Origin of the sequence: Clostridium sp. KNHs205 (genome assembly GCF_000702945.1) — a bacterium.
Taxonomy (GTDB): Bacteria; Bacillota; Clostridia; order Lachnospirales; family Lachnospiraceae; genus Anaerocolumna.
This window is the reverse complement of sequence record NZ_JNLE01000003.1, coordinates 2260486-2276923: the sequence shown is the minus strand read 5'-3', so window position 1 is coordinate 2276923 and position 16438 is coordinate 2260486. Positions and strand designations below refer to the sequence as shown.

Annotated in this window: 18 protein-coding genes; 3 read left to right on the top strand and 15 right to left on the bottom strand. The window is 37.4% G+C overall.

From position 1 onward, the window contains the following. Positions 1 to 294 precede the first annotated feature (294 nt). The 8 genes from BR73_RS28710 to BR73_RS0109825 form a co-directional block, all read right to left on the bottom strand. Complete coding sequence (locus BR73_RS28710) at positions 295 to 471, bottom strand: hypothetical protein (RefSeq protein ID WP_156034674.1); 177 nt, start codon at positions 469 to 471, stop codon at positions 295 to 297. A 20-nt stretch (positions 472 to 491) separates the two neighbouring features. Then, positions 492 to 1052: a TetR/AcrR family transcriptional regulator gene (locus tag BR73_RS0109850; RefSeq protein WP_033165386.1), complete on the bottom strand. Its 561-nt coding sequence runs from the start codon at positions 1050 to 1052 to the stop codon at positions 492 to 494. A gap of 281 nt (positions 1053 to 1333) precedes the next feature. Further along, positions 1334 to 1510: a hypothetical protein gene (locus tag BR73_RS28705; RefSeq protein ID WP_156034672.1), complete on the bottom strand. Its 177-nt coding sequence runs from the start codon at positions 1508 to 1510 to the stop codon at positions 1334 to 1336. A 141-nt stretch (positions 1511 to 1651) separates the two neighbouring features. Beyond that, positions 1652 to 2416: a class I SAM-dependent methyltransferase gene (locus tag BR73_RS0109845; RefSeq protein ID WP_033165385.1), complete on the bottom strand. Its 765-nt coding sequence runs from the start codon at positions 2414 to 2416 to the stop codon at positions 1652 to 1654. 213 nt (positions 2417 to 2629) lie between these two features. Next, positions 2630 to 3328 carry a transglutaminase-like domain-containing protein gene (locus BR73_RS0109840; RefSeq protein WP_033165384.1) on the bottom strand — a complete coding sequence of 233 codons (699 nt, stop codon included), beginning with the start codon at positions 3326 to 3328 and terminating at the stop codon, positions 2630 to 2632. Between the two features lie 49 nt (positions 3329 to 3377). Next, the gene (locus BR73_RS0109835) at positions 3378 to 4136 is read right to left on the bottom strand and encodes a helix-turn-helix domain-containing protein (RefSeq protein ID WP_033167280.1); all 759 of its coding nucleotides are present in this window, start codon (positions 4134 to 4136) and stop codon (positions 3378 to 3380) included. A 59-nt stretch (positions 4137 to 4195) separates the two neighbouring features. Then, positions 4196 to 6619 carry a flavocytochrome c gene (locus BR73_RS0109830; RefSeq protein ID WP_033165383.1) on the bottom strand — a complete coding sequence of 808 codons (2424 nt, stop codon included), beginning with the start codon at positions 6617 to 6619 and terminating at the stop codon, positions 4196 to 4198. Continuing rightward, complete coding sequence (locus BR73_RS0109825) at positions 6616 to 7233, bottom strand: NADPH-dependent FMN reductase (RefSeq protein WP_033165382.1); 618 nt, start codon at positions 7231 to 7233, stop codon at positions 6616 to 6618. Before BR73_RS0109825 ends, BR73_RS0109830 begins: the two co-directional genes overlap by 4 nt. Positions 7234 to 7579: 346 nt before the next feature. Here BR73_RS0109825 and BR73_RS0109820 point away from each other — a divergent pair, with 346 nt between their 5' ends. After that, a complete protein-coding gene (locus BR73_RS0109820) occupies positions 7580 to 8524 on the top strand; it encodes a LysR family transcriptional regulator (RefSeq protein WP_033165381.1) in 945 nt (314 codons plus the stop codon). Further along, a complete protein-coding gene (locus tag BR73_RS0109815; RefSeq protein WP_033165380.1) occupies positions 8521 to 9453 on the top strand; it encodes an FAD:protein FMN transferase in 933 nt (310 codons plus the stop codon). Before BR73_RS0109820 ends, BR73_RS0109815 begins: the two co-directional genes overlap by 4 nt. A gap of 182 nt (positions 9454 to 9635) precedes the next feature. On the opposite strand, the gene BR73_RS0109810 is transcribed toward BR73_RS0109815, so the two are convergent. The 7 genes from BR73_RS0109810 to BR73_RS0109785 all read right to left on the bottom strand — a co-directional run bounded on the left by BR73_RS0109810 (position 9636) and on the right by BR73_RS0109785 (position 15282). Then, positions 9636 to 10046, bottom strand: coding sequence for a DUF6508 domain-containing protein (locus BR73_RS0109810; protein ID WP_033165379.1), 411 nt, complete (start codon positions 10044 to 10046; stop codon positions 9636 to 9638). A gap of 483 nt (positions 10047 to 10529) precedes the next feature. Then, positions 10530 to 10724, bottom strand: a complete 195-nt coding sequence (locus tag BR73_RS0109805) for a hypothetical protein (RefSeq protein WP_033165378.1) — start codon at positions 10722 to 10724, stop codon at positions 10530 to 10532. A gap of 35 nt (positions 10725 to 10759) precedes the next feature. Continuing rightward, positions 10760 to 10888, bottom strand: coding sequence for a hypothetical protein (locus BR73_RS29610; protein ID WP_278248526.1), 129 nt, complete (start codon positions 10886 to 10888; stop codon positions 10760 to 10762). A gap of 446 nt (positions 10889 to 11334) precedes the next feature. Next, positions 11335 to 12219, bottom strand: a complete 885-nt coding sequence (locus BR73_RS0109800; protein WP_033165377.1) for a LysR family transcriptional regulator — start codon at positions 12217 to 12219, stop codon at positions 11335 to 11337. Between the two features lie 201 nt (positions 12220 to 12420). After that, complete coding sequence (locus BR73_RS0109795; protein WP_242860652.1) at positions 12421 to 13491, bottom strand: alpha/beta hydrolase; 1071 nt, start codon at positions 13489 to 13491, stop codon at positions 12421 to 12423. A 324-nt stretch (positions 13492 to 13815) separates the two neighbouring features. After that, a complete protein-coding gene (locus BR73_RS0109790; protein WP_033165376.1) occupies positions 13816 to 14259 on the bottom strand; it encodes a GNAT family N-acetyltransferase in 444 nt (147 codons plus the stop codon). A 468-nt stretch (positions 14260 to 14727) separates the two neighbouring features. Continuing rightward, the gene (locus BR73_RS0109785) at positions 14728 to 15282 is read right to left on the bottom strand and encodes a TetR/AcrR family transcriptional regulator (protein ID WP_033165375.1); all 555 of its coding nucleotides are present in this window, start codon (positions 15280 to 15282) and stop codon (positions 14728 to 14730) included. A gap of 155 nt (positions 15283 to 15437) precedes the next feature. Here BR73_RS0109785 and BR73_RS0109780 point away from each other — a divergent pair, with 155 nt between their 5' ends. After that, positions 15438 to 16370, top strand: a complete 933-nt coding sequence (locus BR73_RS0109780; RefSeq protein WP_033165374.1) for a 2-dehydropantoate 2-reductase N-terminal domain-containing protein — start codon at positions 15438 to 15440, stop codon at positions 16368 to 16370. Positions 16371 to 16438: the final 68 nt, after the last annotated feature.

Here is a 16438-nt window from a genome sequence, read left to right as displayed (position 1 = left end):
ACCTATTCTAAATGTTTCAGATATATTATCGAGTTTTACCCACTATCTTATTTTCTAAAAAAGACAAGATTTTTTCACAATATTCTGTATCTAAACAGACATTCTCTATATCATTATTCAAGATAATAAAATGTCTACATTTATTAAGACACAATATAATATAAAACCGTAATATGACGAACTTACTTCTATTTGAATCCTACACCTTACAGATTCCTTAGCTAATAAATACTTTTCTTACATTTTAATTCAACAACTCAATCTAGCGATTTTTGTTATATAGGCATTAATGAACTATACTTTCAACTTATTCATATACAGGATGATTGTAACCAGACATAACAATATAGTTCCAACAGATAGTACTACATGAAAATTAACGTCCTTTTCTCCTGGTCCGAATTTCATCCAAAGACCGCAAAGTAACGTACAGGCGATTGCAACAATAGATATGATTCCTAAAAGTTTCATTATAATATGCCTCCTTGAACTTAATCATTTAAAAACAAATCTAGAATAGTTTGAAACAACGCATCCCTCTGCTCTTTATCATTGATATCAACTCCAGTATATTTCAAAAAATCAATAGAACGATAAAATATAAGCTGTGAAAAAGATATGAGCTGATAAGCTATAATTCTGCACTCCGTTTCGGATCGTTTATCTCCGAAGCACTCTTTTACCATTGGAAGAATGTCGTATGGCAGTTCTATCTCTCCTTCCAAAAGTACATAGGGAACCGTGGGTTTTGTAAGTACGGCATAGTCCATTGTCATGTCGGACATTGTAATTAGAAACTCTTTTAGCCTCTGTCGGGGGGTAATTTTGCTGTTCCTGATCACTTTTAGCTCTTCGGCCCGCTCTGACATAATCTGGCTTACAGCAAGATTTACAAGTGCATCCTTAGAACTGAAGTAATAATTTATCATAGCCAAATTTACACCCGCTTCATTTGCAATTTGCCGAGCTGTAATTTTTCTTGAATTTTTATTATTAGACAACAACTTTACTGTAGCTTGAATTAATGAATCCTTTACATCCTCTAATTGCATTGTGTATTTCTCCTATGGGTATTTATTAAACGCGTTTAAAACAATTATAGTTTAGCGCAGATAGTTTTATATGTCAATATGAACTATAGAACTTTTTTCCCTTTTTTAGGGTTGCTGTGAATAGTAATAAAACACGTAATAAAATAAATAAATAAAAAGAATATCATTAATAAAACGGGCTAAAAAAAAGGACTAAAAAGGGACTTTTTCGGCCCTTTTTTGCCCTTTGTCTTGTTTCAAACCACTAGATATATAGTGACACAAATATCATTAAATTAACGTTAAATTAAAATATCTGTAATATATGCTACGATTATCACAATGAATATTGCTACTGTTATTATCCAGCCTGTTTTAGTTGGCTTTCTTTTTATAAGGCGATATTTTCCACATTCAGGACATTTTAAACTAATGAATGGTATTTCTGTGTTACATACACCACACTTATATAAGTTCATAAATAAGCACCTCACATCATTTTTATCTCATTATACAACTAACTAATATTCATTTGTCAATGATAATGTTCTACATTAATATCACATAATATTCTCTCTGAAATCCTCATTTTTCTGAATTTATGCTTATATTATTCAGTGCTATGGTTTTTTAGCCAAATACATTGTTATTTTATCATAAAGAGTTATCTTGTCACCAGCATCAAGAATGACTTTTCTTATCCCCTCATAAAAATATTTTTTATCTGGTTCTTTAAGTGTTATATGGTCACAGTGTGTTCCAATGAGCGAAACATAGTCATCGGCATTATATTCTCTTGTTTTGAGGTATTCGCGGCGCTCAAGATTAACAAAGCCATACTGGTCACGAGCATCATAATCCAAGCTGCACTTATATTCTGTTTCTGGGCGAAAATACTTAGCATATACCTCCTGGATTTGGGAGAATAGCGGTTCATCAGTATATCCTCCGCCTGGCCGTATATCTGGTCGCATCATAAACATAGCAAAGGCTCCACCACCTTTTAGTATGTCAAACGCTTTTGGGTAACCTATTCGTTCCGGTATCCATTGAAAAGCTGCTGCCGAATATACTAAATCAAATTGCTCACTTTCAAAAGGATATGTTTCAAAGTCAGCATTGATAATATTAAAATTTTTATAGGAGTTGTATTTATCTTTCATTATCTCACTAAAGGACTCCCCCAATTCAATCCCCTTATAAGAACATCCTGTTTTTAAGATAGGTTCGGTAGCTTGACCTGTACCAGGTCCAACCTCAAGCACTTCACTATTTGAATCGAGATTTGCATATTCAATAAGGTCAGTAAAAAGTTCATCACAATATCGAGGCCTCCATTTGTCAAATTGTTCCGGCACTTGCTCAAAAATAGTTCTAAAATCCATAACACACCTCCAACAAATATTTTACTCCCACCAATGCTATATTTCTGCGATGCCAACGTCCCATACCTTAACGTTTCCAGTGACTACAACCTTAATATCTTCTATTTTGGAATCAAAAAACATCTTTATTTTCCACGATTTTTATCTTCGTCTTTATCACTGTATTGAAAAAGCTCTTCCCCGTTGACCATAACCCCGATAATTTCTATCCTATTATCTTTCCCTTATTCCAGATACATTTCGATTCATAAGTTTTCTGGCAATATTCTGATATATCCATTTCTTTAAGGGTGAAAATTCCTGACTATGTTTTCTAAAGAATTCATCCGGTGAGTTAAATATACCAAAATCCTGATTTATCCCTTCTTTTTGTATATAAGTATTATTTCTATTCCAGTCAATTTGCGGTTTTTTAAAATCATTGGTTGCTACACCGTAACCACAGAAGCTTCCATTACACTCTGAAAACTTTTCCTGGAGTTTATTTAAATAGGGAACATCAAGTATGAACCCCTCGATATTTAACCATTTTTCCTCAAAAAATATTTCCACCCAGCTATGCACAATATTTTGAGGAGCCAGGCTATATATAATTCCTGTCATAGCGCCTTTCTGGAGAGTTTTATCAATCGTAAACCCATGAATTCGGCATGGGATGCCAACTGCTCTAAGCAGAGCCATAAATAAAGTACCTTTTGTATTACACTGCCCATAACCATCTTCTAAAACTTCACTTGCTTTTATGATATCATCAACATTATAGCCGAATTTTATTTCATCTCTAACAAAATTATATATCTCAAGTATTTTTTGAAACTCATCTTTATCCTTCCATTTCCTGCCCTTCACTAACTGCTGTATCCCACTACTATCATAATCCAGCATAGGTGTTGCCTGTAGATATTCTTTCATAACATGACCTCCTTGTATATCTTTTGATAGTCATATTATACAAAGATATCTATAGGCTTACTTTCAAAAATCTGCTATCTGTGATAATATCCCTTGCTGACATTCCAGTCATTTTTTTATTAAAAGCAGCAAAATGTGAGGAGGAATCGAATCCTGATGCTATTGCTGCCTGGGTTATACTTTCGCCATTAAATATCCTTTGGTATACTCTTTGCAGCTTATGAAGAACAATATAACTTTTCAAGGAAATTCCGGTTTCTTTCTTGAAAAGATGTGAGAGCCGGCTTTCCGATAAAGACATTTCTTTCGCAAGGTAGTTCACCAGGTGCAGTGCCTCCTCGCAATCACAAGCATCTATCCGCCTTAATAGCAGCTCTATTCTTTGATCATATTTCACCGGCGGATATTTATCAAAAGAACGAATAATATTTTCTATCAGCACCGAATAGTTATGGCTTTCCCCATTATGAATTACATTTAACAGATATCTTTGAAGTTCGGCTGCACTATCCTCAGGAATTATATAATATGGGTTTTCTTTTAGAAAGTAAATTCTTAAAGTTCGTCCCAATTGGGTTGTTGGATCCACTAACATTGTAAAATGAATTGAGTTGCCGGAATAGAACTCATGTTTTGTATTCATATTAACAGCTATGGCCCGGCAACTTATTCTTTGTCCCTCAACGTTAATTATAAGATTTTCCTCCGCGCTGATAAATACCTGCAGCAGCCAATGCCTATGCAAATCTGCTTCAATGCAATTTGTTATAGCACCATAATGTTGTCCACACATAAAAATATCATTCATTTGCATCACCTTTGCTCTTATACTATAAATTACATTGAAAGCCAATGCGTGACTCAGAGTTATTTGATGTTATTAACGGCAGTTTTACCTGCAATTCGTCCGAAGGTAAATATATCAGTTAAAGCATTGCCACCTAGGCGATTACCTGCATGGATACCTCCTGCAACTTCTCCGGCTGCATAAAGATTTTTGATAGGCTGACCGTTTTCGTCTAATACGCAGGCATTGGTATCTATTTTCAGTCCTCCCATGGTATGATGAACGGCTGGCTTTCTGGGTGTCGCATAGAAGGGTGCTTTCTCCACCTTTAAGCTAAAGGTATCCTTATGGAATTCAGGATCAAAGCCCTGATCCACATAGGAATTATATTTCTCAACAGTAGCTTTAAGGATTGCAGGGTCCATACCGACTTTAACTGCCAACTCTTCCAGGGTATCCGCTCTGAATAAGGTACCTGCCTCTACCTGATGGTCTATTTTCTCCTGGCTCGTATTGGCTGCGGTTTTCTTTATCTCATCATCAGCAATTAAGTAGAACAAACCGCCCTGATCAATTGCAGCTTTTGTTAAAACATCTCTTCCGGAAAATTCATTGATAAATCGTTTTCCTTCTCTATTGACGATTACGAAATTTTCAGGTGGTACCTGAAGTCCACTGAATAGCTCACCGGTCTCAGGATCAGCTACAGGCATCATCTGAGTAAATCCCATTCCAGTCAGTGCTGCTCCTACCGTTTTACCAAGCTGTATTCCATCACCAGTCATGGCATAGGAATTCGTTGTCCTTATATCATCATCAATGTGACTCCAATAGGTGTTATATTCTTTCAGCATCTTTGTATTTGCGCCAAAGCCACCGCTTGCAAGAATAACTGCCTTTGCGTGTACTGTTATCTTCTGTCCATTGACCCCTGTTGCTATTACTCCTTTTATTTCACCCTTTTCTATGATAAATTCCTTTGCCGGACTGTCCGTGATAATCTTTCCTGCGTGTTCCTCTACATATTTGGTAAGAGCAAGGATAAACGCAGTACCATAGCTTTTCACAGGCTTATGACCCCGACGCCAGAGTGCGCCAACGGGAGCAAATACGATGCTCTTATCATACTCAACGCCTATTTCCTCCAGCCAATTTACACTCTCTAAGGCTCTGTCCGTCAGGATTTTTACCAGGTCATACTGTCCGTATATGGTGCTGCCATTTAAATCCGTTCGTTTTCCACCAAAATATGTCTGTATTCTGTGAAGGAGCGGTGAGTCAAATAGATGCCCCTTTTGTGCTCCAAACTTATTCTGGTAGGCAGCGAATTCTTCTTTCAATGCTCGGAAATCCTCCAGATATTCTGAGTGAATCTCTCTTTCATCTGTACTTAATAGTGCTTCAATAGTATGTCTTTCTCCCGGATTCTCCTCAAACCCCATCTGCCACTTCGGATCTGCTGCATTAACAGGACCGCCGGAACGTATGGTATTTCCTCCCACTGCCGGATATTTCTCAAGAACAATTGCACTGCAGCCATTCTGCAGCACCGTAGCTGCTGCACTTAGTCCAGCGCCGCCACCGCCTACCACGACTACATCACAGGTATATTCTTCGTCTTCCCGGATTCGGCTGCTGGCTGGCTTTGGCCGTCTCTTAAGGATATCAGGATTAACCCCTGCAAGCTTCACGGCTTTAGCTACACCGTCGATGACACCATTACTGGTTTCAGATGCACCTGAGAGCGCGTCCACATTTAAAGTCTGTCCTTCAATAATTTTATCTGGAATTCTTACAAACACCACATCAGCAATTCCTTCTGTTTCACCTTTGGTGTCTATCTTAATACTTTCGATTCGTTTTTCACTAAAAGATACCTTCATTGGAAGATTTCCGCTGTGACCAATTGCATTTACGTCATATTCCCCCGGCTTAAAGGAAAACTCCTCTTCCTCATTAAGCTGATTAGCAATTTTAGCAAAACGCAGAAAGCGTAAAAAGCATATCTCCAGGAAATCTACCGTTCCTTCATTGTTCAGGTTACCGGCATCATCAAAGGCAGTATTTGCCCTGCCAAGTAAAAACTCATATCCCGGCATTACATTGGCATCCACACCTGGTGCATCCAGAATCTGACGAAGATGCAGCTGCGCACGAGAGGAACCCTGTGTTCCAAGGGAAGCACCAACGATCATGACCGGTTTGCCAGCCAGTGGATGTAGATCAAAGCTTAACCATTCAATCAGGCTTTTAAGTCCCGATGGAATGGAATGATTATATTCGGGAGTAGCCATAATAACACCATCACAGGCAATAATCTTATCATTGAACATCTGTATTACTTCACCGTAGGACTGATTATCTGATTGATTAAACATCGGAACATCTTTAATCTCAAGGAGTTCTATTTCTACCTTTGATTCAAAGTGTTTTTTCATAAATTGAAGGAGCTTACGATTATATGATTGTTTTGCATTTGTTCCAACAATAGCTATAAATTTCATTGTAATTTATCCTCCTGCTCTTGCCAAGTATATTTTTTTACTTTTTTATTCAAACCTTTCTCTTTGAGAAGTTTTGATGTGATATCCGTAAACAGAACAAACTCTCTGAAAATTTCATCAAGCTCTGACACCTTATCTGGATAGATGAGATTTCCGGAACTATCAAACGCACTCTGGGATTTGCCTAAAAGGAATTCACTGCTTGGCATAATTCTGGCAGCAAGCTCCGGGGAATCAAGAATTTGCCTAAGATGCGCCTGTGCTCTTGAGGAACCAAGAGTACCATGAGATGCTCCCACGATTAAAACAGGCTTATCCGTAAGTGCCTGACTCGTGTAGCTGATCCATTCCAGAGCGCTCTTTAAAACTGCAGGTATTGCATGGTCGTACTCTGGCGTTGCTATAATAACACCATCGGCTTTCAAAATTTTATCAGATAACTCCGCTACCTTATCTGGAACCTCGGAATCCTCAGGCTCCATAAAGGCAGGCAGCTCCTTAATTTCATATACTTCTATCTCTGCCTCATTGGAAAAGTGCTTTTGTATAAACTGAAGCAGCATACGATTCGTTGACACCTCTGAATTAGTGCCTACGATTGCTAAATATTTCATAATAATCTCCTTCCTGTATATTAAGCTTCTACAACTATGATCATGTGTTTGACATTATTTTAACATACTATACTTATATTATCTAATAGTTATTCATTGAAGATTGATAACAACTTTGTTATAATCAAAAAACCAGACTAGAGTGTGTTTCAAAACTGCTTGTGCCGGGCTGGAGGTTCCACTTTGTGGGAGGCAAATTGCAAAAAACTTAAAGGCGCGATTTAGGGTATGCAATGGTGTTACGTTTCCTAAATTGCAACGCAGAATACCGCAAAGTGGGACATTCAGAACGGTACAATGAGTTTTCTGACACACCTTAACTAAAATTACAGAAGGAAGGAATGAAATGTCAAAAACCGACTCTCAAGATATCCTATATTATATTGATGCCATTTTAAAATACAGCAATTATAGTAAGGCCGCTAAATCACTATATATTTCTCAGCCTTATCTGACACAGGTTATAAAGAGGGTGGAAAGTCAGTTAAACTGCGAACTGATTACCCGTAATAAGCTGCCTTATCGATTAACCGAGCAAGGAAAGATCTATTATCAATATTTGACTTCATTAGAAAATAACTACGCTAAGCTGGTTCGTGAAATAGCAGATATATCAGATCGTGATAGAACGGTTATATGGATAGGCGTACTTCCAAGCCTTGGTACCTACCTTTTACCACTTTTTTTACCTGAGTTTCTGGGCATGCATCCAAACTGCAGAATCGAGCTTGCAGAGATTTTACCAGAGAAAAGCGAGAGACTCACGCAAAACAATGAATTGGATTTCTGGATAGGACAAGATTCAAGATTCATTTCGCCGAACTTAAATTCTGTTAGCTGGGGGAGGCACCGATACCGGGCTGTGATTCCCCGCTGCTGTAGGCTATATCAGACAGAGGTAGCAGTTATCCCTGAAGGTACGATAGACATAAGTGAACTCTTATGTCAAAAGCTGATCCTGACTTCCAAGGGTTCCGCTATCCGAAAACAGATCGATCATCTACTAAATATTTATAAGGTGGAGCCCGATATCATAATGGAAAGCACGGAAATCAATACTGCACTTAAGCTGTCAGCAAGCAATATGGGACTGACGATTATCCCCGAAAGCATCTATGTTAAGGAGAGCCCTTCTGAATATAATATCTATCCCATTCCCATTGATGAAATAAGCTTAGATTATTTTATTGCCTATCTAAGCGAGAGAACCCTGTCCAGCATTGACAATGATCTGCTAAATGCCTTTTTAATTCATGGACAGAACCATTCCAATATAGGAGAAAGAAAATGACGGAGTATACGAAGATTATCTATCTTATGGGAACCAAAATCTCCCTCTATATCAAAGGAAGCGATGCCGAAGGTCTGGCAAAAAAGGCTGAGGACATGCTGCTTCATTATAATGAAGTCTTTAGCGCCAACAGTGACAACTCACAGCTTGCCCTGCTAAAGAAAACAGCTGCAATGTCCCCGCAGAAGGTGGACGAGGAGCTGTATGAGCTGATAAAAACAGGAAAAAAGCACAGTTTACCTGAAGATAGTTTTTTAAATATAGCAATAGGCCCATTAATAAAATTATGGAGAATTGGTTTTAAAGAGGCACAGGTACCAGAGAAAGAAGCAATCAGGAACGTATTGGAACTTTTAAAGCCCGAAAATATACAATTGAATGACGAGGAAAAAACCATCCATTTCTTAAAAAAAGGCATGGAGATAGACCTTGGAGCCATCGCAAAAGGTTATTTCGCTGATAAAGTAATGGAATTCTTTAAGGAACAGGGAGCTGTCTCTGCTATGGTAGACCTGGGGGGCAACGTTCTCGTGTTTGGAGAATCCCCCTCCGAAGGTGGCGAGTGGAACGTTGGAATACAAAATCCGTTTTTACCAAGAGGGAATGCGGTAGCACTTGTTAAAATAAGAAACCAGTCCGTTGTAACGTCAGGAATATATGAGAGGGTTCTTGAACGGGAAGGCAGTAAATACCACCATATCTTTAACAGCCAAACAGGCTACCCCATCGAAAGTAATATTGCTTCTTTAACGGTTGTTGCTGACAGCTCACTGGACTGCGATATCTGTACTACAGAATTGTTTGGATTAGATGCTGCTTCGGTTATTCACAGAGTGAACAGAATTAGTAATATGGGTGCGGTTGTAATCACTTTGGATGGAGAACTGGCCTTCACAAATAATCTCAGGGGAAAGCTCATCCATTTATAAGCGTATAAAACCTTTGCAATAACTATAGCTATATTTGCCCTGGCTTTTTGCTGCTCTATCCTCACCAATAATATAAGATGGGTTTCTTTTAGAAAGTAAATTCTGTTATCTTTGCATAATATCTGAGCTCATCTTCTGTAATACCCTCACGTACGGGTTGCCTCCAAGGGAGAGAAAGCCCTTTACTTTATACTGTTTAATTTTTCCAGCCACTTCAATATACAGCCAGTCTTAAAGTAATCTAATAATGCACCATCACAAAAGCGCTCCGCTCTAACAGCACCCATAATAAGTGCAAGCACACACTGTGCATTCAAATTTGAAACATCAGCCTTCTTCATCGATTCCGTCCCCCATTCAAGGCCATTCTCTTTGAGAATATCCCCATAACGGGTAAGCTCCATGTCTTTATTGCTTTGTTCAAAGATGTAAATATCTTGGATGAAATTATTTACCATTTCGGAATACCCCACAAAAGGCAGCTGTATCGGATGCTCTGGTGTTCCATCGTTTTCTTTATCAATCACCCATTCACCAATGTTATCCGCCTTGATTAAAGGTATGTATTTTGTTAAAATATCAAATTTACTCATACTTGTTGTTCTCCTCCTCAATATTAATATAAAACGATAGCTTTCGTAAGTGATATATCATTTAGCTATCAATACTACCCTTTCAAATGTATAATTTCACTTAGCTCTTGTTGCCTTAACTTGTAAATCATACCAATACTTTTTCTTATATGCCATACTACACTTTTTTCTTTTATTATAGTGCTTATGTATTTATTTATAAACCGTTTATATGAAACAATCAAAAAATACAAAATATTTAATCATCTCATCTGGTCTCTCTTTGAATATCTCCTCCTGCGTATTTATAACAGTTCATACCAGAAAAAGGCTGCCTGTAAGCAGCCTTTTTCTGGTATGAATTAGTATGAGAAGTGTGAATTACATTTTTATAGTTAGACCTTCACCTGTCCTTTCAAAATTATAAACTTTAATGATTTAGTTGTTTTTATCACCTGGCCTGAACACAAAGATCTTTAATTCCGGTTTTATCTATTCATAATATCATTTTGTATTTCTCCTCTCTTTCGTTTCGTTAGGTAAATCTGAAAAAACTGGTGTCTCTGTATCGTAAAATGATGGCATCCATCCTCCACAAAAGGGGAAGTATGATTGGATATAACTTGAGAAGTATTTTGTAAAAGCTGCGTAAGACTCTTCATCATACCTTCTCAACCACTTGTTTTTTCTCTCTTTCATATAATTCTCCTTATATTTTAGCTTTTAAAGCCCTCTTAAGGGGCTATTGATCCATAACTGCCATGGCAGAGTAGTACAGAGCTGTCATGGACGCAGGTATTTCCTATATAAAACCAGCCTAAGGCTACGTCCAGCTCCAGCATGGTGATGAATCCAACTATCAAAAATACCCTGCTGATATTGGAGTGCCTGCCCCGAACCCGCGAAAGTACCAAGAAGCAAAATCAAGATACCCCAGAATGATTTTAATGCTATTTTTTTATATCCTTTCTTGCAATTGTTCAGAAGATATCAGGGTACTTGAAAATATTTGTATTCCATTTGGTTAGTCAATACTAACTCACACTCAAAAAAAATAACCTCTTACAACAGTTAATTATATCTTTATGCAAGCAAAGCTAAAGCCTTTCCGCTCTTTGCTATCTACAGTATAAGCCTGAATTTCAATAAATAAAAATATATTATAATGTATATATACATAAGCATTTATATATTAATTTACAGAAAAAAGAGGCGTATTGCAAAACCAATGTCATTGAGTTAAGTCATTGGTTTTGCGACACGCCTTTAAGTTAAGTCATTGGTTTTGCGACACGCCTTTTCGCTATAATTATACTGTAGTATTGAAATATTTGCTTACATATTCACGGAAATTTCTTGCCGCTTTTGAAAAATATCGTTGCTCTTTCCAGGCAAGCCGCAGAATATTCTTATAACTAATTCCCTCAATTTTAAGTAAAATAACCGGCAGTTCCTTTTTCTCTTCTTCAGAACAGGGTAAAAAAGACACACCCAGCCCAGCTTCAACCAAATTAATAACCGCTGTAAATTCACTGCACTCACAGATGATATTTGGCACAACCCCATTCTTTTTGCAAAATTCATCACAAAATTCTTGCTGGCTATAATTAGCTTTTAATCCGATAAAGGCTTCGTCTTTTAAATTCTGAAAAGAAACTGTTTGGTAACCAGCAAGGGAATGGGATGGTGGCACTGCTAAATAAATTTCTTCCTCTGCCAATTTCATAGTAGTGATATTCGTGTGCTCAACAATCGTATTGATAAAAGCAAAATCAATTTCATCTTTATCCAATAGATGAAGCTTTTCCTGATCATCACCTAACTGAGTAATATGAAAATTCACTTTTGGATACAGAGATGCAAAGCTGCCTATTAAACTACCGAATTCTTTATTCAAAGATGTGGTTGCAAAAGAAACAGAACCCATTTCACTTCCGGACAAATCGGATATCTCCTGCCGTCCTTCCTCAACTTCTTTCAATATTCTATTTGCACGTTTTAAAAATGCTTTTCCATATTCATTCAAAACAATATTACGTCCTGTCCGATTAAACAAGGGAACACCCAAGTCCTCCTCTAACTTAGCAATCATGGCACTTAAGGCAGGCTGCGCGATTTGCAGCACACCGGCAGCTCTTGTCATATGTTGCATATTCGCCACAGTTTGAAAATATTTAATTTGCAGCAAATCCATAATGCGCCTCCATAATAATAGCATTATTGTTATTAATTTTCTCAATTTAATAACTATTCATGTATCATTGATATAGTATCACGGAAAATAGGATTTTTCAAACGCAATTAATTATATAAACGAATTTATATATTTCAAGTGATTAGTAATATCAATGAGAATGGAATATTACAAAAAACAGGAGGACAACAGCGATTATGTTCACTTAGCAAACGTACTGCACATCCAATTATAGAATTTTTCCTTCTCTTCTAGCTGCGGATAATGTGCTGAATTCTCGAATATTATCATCTCATGTGGAGCTTGTCCGGTTAGCTTATTCAGGTATACCTCTGCGGCCTCCGGTGAAGTCATACAATCATATTTACCCATTACAAAATAAACAGGTATATCTATCTCAGTGACAATATCAGTAATGGGATTTTTCAGTGCTTCCATAATTAGTGCATCTTGATACTTGCCTGATGCCGTATAAAAACGAATTGCATCAAGCAAATTATACTCGCTGCCAAAGAGAAACCCCTTTAAATAATCTGAGTTTTCATCGATATTGCGGGCAGCAAATCCATATTTTCGTACATAATTCCGTGGTGTAATTTGATTACCTTTTGATATAGAACTTTCTAAGTCACTTAAATAGGCTACATCGTCTGTATTTCCCGCCTCTATAGCAGCTTCAATACATTTATTTAATCCATCCAGCTCGCTTTCAATAGTGTTAGACATTTGGCCTATTCCTATATAAGCACAAAACAATTCTGGTTCTTTAGCCGCAGCCATTGTTGCAATGTAAGTTCCATAGGAATGTCCGATCAAAATCACTTGTTCCTGATGTAAATAATGCTTGATATACTCTGTAAGAGCAATCAAATCATCTACATGCGTAGTGGAGGTTACATCAGAATAGTCAGTTCCGAACTTATACGATTTTCCACTTCCTCGTTGATCGTAATGGACAATAGTAAACTCCTGTTCCAGCAAATCCTGATATCCTCTTATATACGGGATTTCCGAACAACATGGTCCACCATGTACAAATACAATAACCGGATTATTACGGTTGCACCCACGTATCATAACCTCAATGTCTGTTTCGTTAATCTTAATTTTTCGCAATTCACTAATACTATTTTCATTTGATATTTTAGGAGTCCATGTAGGAAAGCATAGTCCTGCAATGATCAAAAGTATCAATATAATTCCAAACCATTTTACAGATTTAATTAATTTCTTAATAATTTTTGTCCCTTCCTTCTCTGAAATACTTTTCAAAATAAATCCATCTTATTGCCTTTATTGCCTCAACCTTGCAGATGTTATCTTTCCTGTCCACTTATCCCTATACAGATCTTTTATCGAATTGAGATGTTTCCACAAGCGCTTAAATACATTTGGTTCGATTAGCCATCATTTATTCCAGCCTCAAATATTTTTCAAATGGATTAGTGTCTTCATTTAGTAAGTCTATATTCCTTATTGAGCTTGTCTATATAGGCTTCCTGCAAATCAGTAATTTTTTTCTGAAAAGCATCCAGTCCTTTACTGCAAATCTCTGCTCTTACATAGCCTCAAGCCTTCCTCTAAAATTAAATTTTATCAATTCAATTTCATGTATAAGAGTGGGTATGGATTTCCTTGTTCGTCACTATCAGTTCTCTTATAGACTTGAAATCCCAGGTGTTCATAAAAACCTTTGGCAAGAGGGTTTTGCTCATTCACCGTCAACTCATTCACTTCAAAATTTTCAATTCCATATCTAAGCAACTTCTTCCCCAAGCCTTTACCTCTTTCTTCCACTGCGATAAACAGCATTTCAAGTTTCTGTCCATCAATTCCCATAAAAGCAATCGGAACTGCATTTTCATTCTCACCTACAATCAAATGCGGTATCTCCCTTAACGCTTGAGGAACATATTCTTTAATATTTTGTATTTCTACGTCTGTCAAAAATAGATGTGTCGCTTTTACAGACTTTTCCCATATCTCTAATAGTTGTTGCAGCAGCAATGGGGTTCTTTCTATTACTTTAATTATTTCCATCTTTTTCTCCGCAATTTCTATTTTATCTCTTAGTTACAAGACAAAATCGTTACAAGACAAAATTCTTATTTGACAGGATTCAACCCTTGTATAAAAACGTTCATTTTCCTTACCCCAAGTTCTTTTGTCATCTGGAAAGATTCTGCTGACTGATACCTTCCATTATATTCTCCCTCATATTTAGTTTCAAAACATTCATACAAATTTCCTACAATAAAACGCCCCCATCAACAAATGTTAATGAGTGCATCCATTTATCATATATATTATTCTTTATTTTACTATATTTAACAACTAACAGTCTCCACATGTCGTGAGTGGGCCTAAGGATGCCGTACCCCTCTGGTATCCCCTTGGCAAAAGTCTATATTTCGGATAAAGTCGCCTAGATAGGCCTTATTTTGTAGATTTAGCGCTTACTTTTGCATTATAATTCAATTATAGTAAAAATATTATCAGCAAATTAGGTTAGCTTGATACAAGGTGCTTAGTGTATGGTTCCAGCAAAAACATAAGCTGCTCAGTAATTTCCTGAACATTGCAGGGCATAGAATTATTGATCCACCATTCCAATACGCCAATAAACCCGGAAGTCAAAAAATGAGTGGTGACACCATTTGAAAACACGTTGTTTTCTGACTTTACACCGATAACCTCGGTTACTGTTTGCTCAATAATGTCATATAAGCGGCTGCGGAAAAATCCAAATCCCTCATTGTTAAGAAGTAACTTGTATATTGTGAAATTTTCCTCCAAATATTCAAATACACTATGAAATGCGCTTGCGTTCAGAGTGGTATCAGTACTATTGGCACAGTGATTTAGCAGCAGCTCAACGTATTTTTCAATACACTTGTCGAGTAAGTCGAATTTATCCATATAATGCAGATAAACAGTCCCACGGTTTATGTCTGCGCGTTCGGCAATGTCATTGATGGTAATTTTCTCAAATCCTTTTTTGGCCAACAGGTCGATGAAGGTATCCATAATCAACTGCCTTGTTTTTTTTATTCTTCTATCCACAGTGTTCTCCTCCAGATTCAACAAATTAGCGCAATGTGTTGAGTTATCAACAATTGGGACAATTGTAACTATTGAAATTCTCTCCACAAACAGTATACTCAGAATATCAAACACGTGTTGAAAAGTCAACAGGTGATCATTCTGGAGGATACTTTATGAAAATACTAATTTGGGGCCGCGGTGTGATAGGAACACTGTACGCCTGGGCCTTCGAAAACGCTGGCCACACCGTTGAGTTCTATGTTCGTGAAGGCAGAAAGGCACAATACGGCTCCTATGTAAATTTGGAACTATGGGATGCAAGGAAAGGCAAAAAAGACCGGATATTCAAAGAAAAATGGCCTATTGTTATGCACGAAGAGATAAAGGAAAATCACGACTATGACCTCATTCTTATGAGCGTCAACCCCGAACAGGTATCAAGTGCAGTTAAGTACCTGGCACCGCGCGTTGGAAATGCAACAGTCCTTTTTTTCAGTAACTTCTGGCAGGACCCGAAATTGGCTGTTCAGCCGATTCCACTCAGTCAAATTGTTTATGGTTTCCCCGGTGCTGGCGGCGGATTTGAAGGAAATACTCTTTATGGCGGACTTTACAAGACGGTTCAGTTTGGAACATTTGAATCCGAGCCTACCAAAAGGGATTTAGAGGTTCGTAAGCTTTTTGCTCAGACAGGCTTCAAGATAATGGTTCAAAAAGATGTAAAAAGTTGGCTCTGGAATCACTTCGCGTTCAATGCTGCAATGGAAGTAGAAGTATTAAAAAGCGGCAGTTTTAAGGAAGTAATTTCTTCACGGGAAGCACTCGATGGATTAGGCTGGAACATGAAAGAAATGATCCCTGTTTTGAAAGCAAAAGGGTCAAAACTTGATTTTTTGACAAAAGTGTTAAGCGGCCTGCCACCGAGAGTTGTTGGATTTCTTATGAGTCATGTTGTTTTTTCTCCAAAAAGCATGTCCTATGCCCTTGTGGCACATAACCACTTTAAAGTTGGCTATGCCGTACAGGAAGTTATTACAGATGCCAGAAAGTACGGAATAAAGGCACCAAGGCTTTACGATGTAGAAAGCTTAATTACGGAGCAATGAGCAGCTACTGAAAATGACTTAAAAGCAATAGTTGCAGGGTCAGCCGTATGTGCTCCTCCTTTCTATAA

Excerpts from the sequence above, each read along its gene's own strand:
- BR73_RS28710 (WP_156034674.1), bottom strand. The coding sequence starts at position 471 with ATGAAACTTTTAGGAATCATATCTATTGTTGCAATCGCCTGTACGTTA.
- BR73_RS0109850 (WP_033165386.1), bottom strand. The coding sequence starts at position 1,052 with ATGCAATTAGAGGATGTAAAGGATTCATTAATTCAAGCTACAGTAAAG.
- BR73_RS28705 (WP_156034672.1), bottom strand. The coding sequence starts at position 1,510 with ATGAACTTATATAAGTGTGGTGTATGTAACACAGAAATACCATTCATT.
- BR73_RS0109845 (WP_033165385.1), bottom strand. The coding sequence starts at position 2,416 with ATGGATTTTAGAACTATTTTTGAGCAAGTGCCGGAACAATTTGACAAA.
- BR73_RS0109840 (WP_033165384.1), bottom strand. The coding sequence starts at position 3,328 with ATGAAAGAATATCTACAGGCAACACCTATGCTGGATTATGATAGTAGT.
- BR73_RS0109835 (WP_033167280.1), bottom strand. The coding sequence starts at position 4,136 with ATGAATGATATTTTTATGTGTGGACAACATTATGGTGCTATAACAAAT.
- BR73_RS0109830 (WP_033165383.1), bottom strand. The coding sequence starts at position 6,619 with ATGAAATTTATAGCTATTGTTGGAACAAATGCAAAACAATCATATAAT.
- BR73_RS0109825 (WP_033165382.1), bottom strand. The coding sequence starts at position 7,233 with ATGAAATATTTAGCAATCGTAGGCACTAATTCAGAGGTGTCAACGAAT.
- BR73_RS0109820 (WP_033165381.1), top strand. The coding sequence starts at position 7,580 with ATGTCAAAAACCGACTCTCAAGATATCCTATATTATATTGATGCCATT.
- BR73_RS0109815 (WP_033165380.1), top strand. The coding sequence starts at position 8,521 with ATGACGGAGTATACGAAGATTATCTATCTTATGGGAACCAAAATCTCC.
- BR73_RS0109810 (WP_033165379.1), bottom strand. The coding sequence starts at position 10,046 with ATGAGTAAATTTGATATTTTAACAAAATACATACCTTTAATCAAGGCG.
- BR73_RS0109805 (WP_033165378.1), bottom strand. The coding sequence starts at position 10,724 with ATGAAAGAGAGAAAAAACAAGTGGTTGAGAAGGTATGATGAAGAGTCT.
- BR73_RS0109800 (WP_033165377.1), bottom strand. The coding sequence starts at position 12,219 with ATGGATTTGCTGCAAATTAAATATTTTCAAACTGTGGCGAATATGCAA.
- BR73_RS0109790 (WP_033165376.1), bottom strand. The coding sequence starts at position 14,259 with ATGGAAATAATTAAAGTAATAGAAAGAACCCCATTGCTGCTGCAACAA.
- BR73_RS0109780 (WP_033165374.1), top strand. The coding sequence starts at position 15,438 with ATGAAAATACTAATTTGGGGCCGCGGTGTGATAGGAACACTGTACGCC.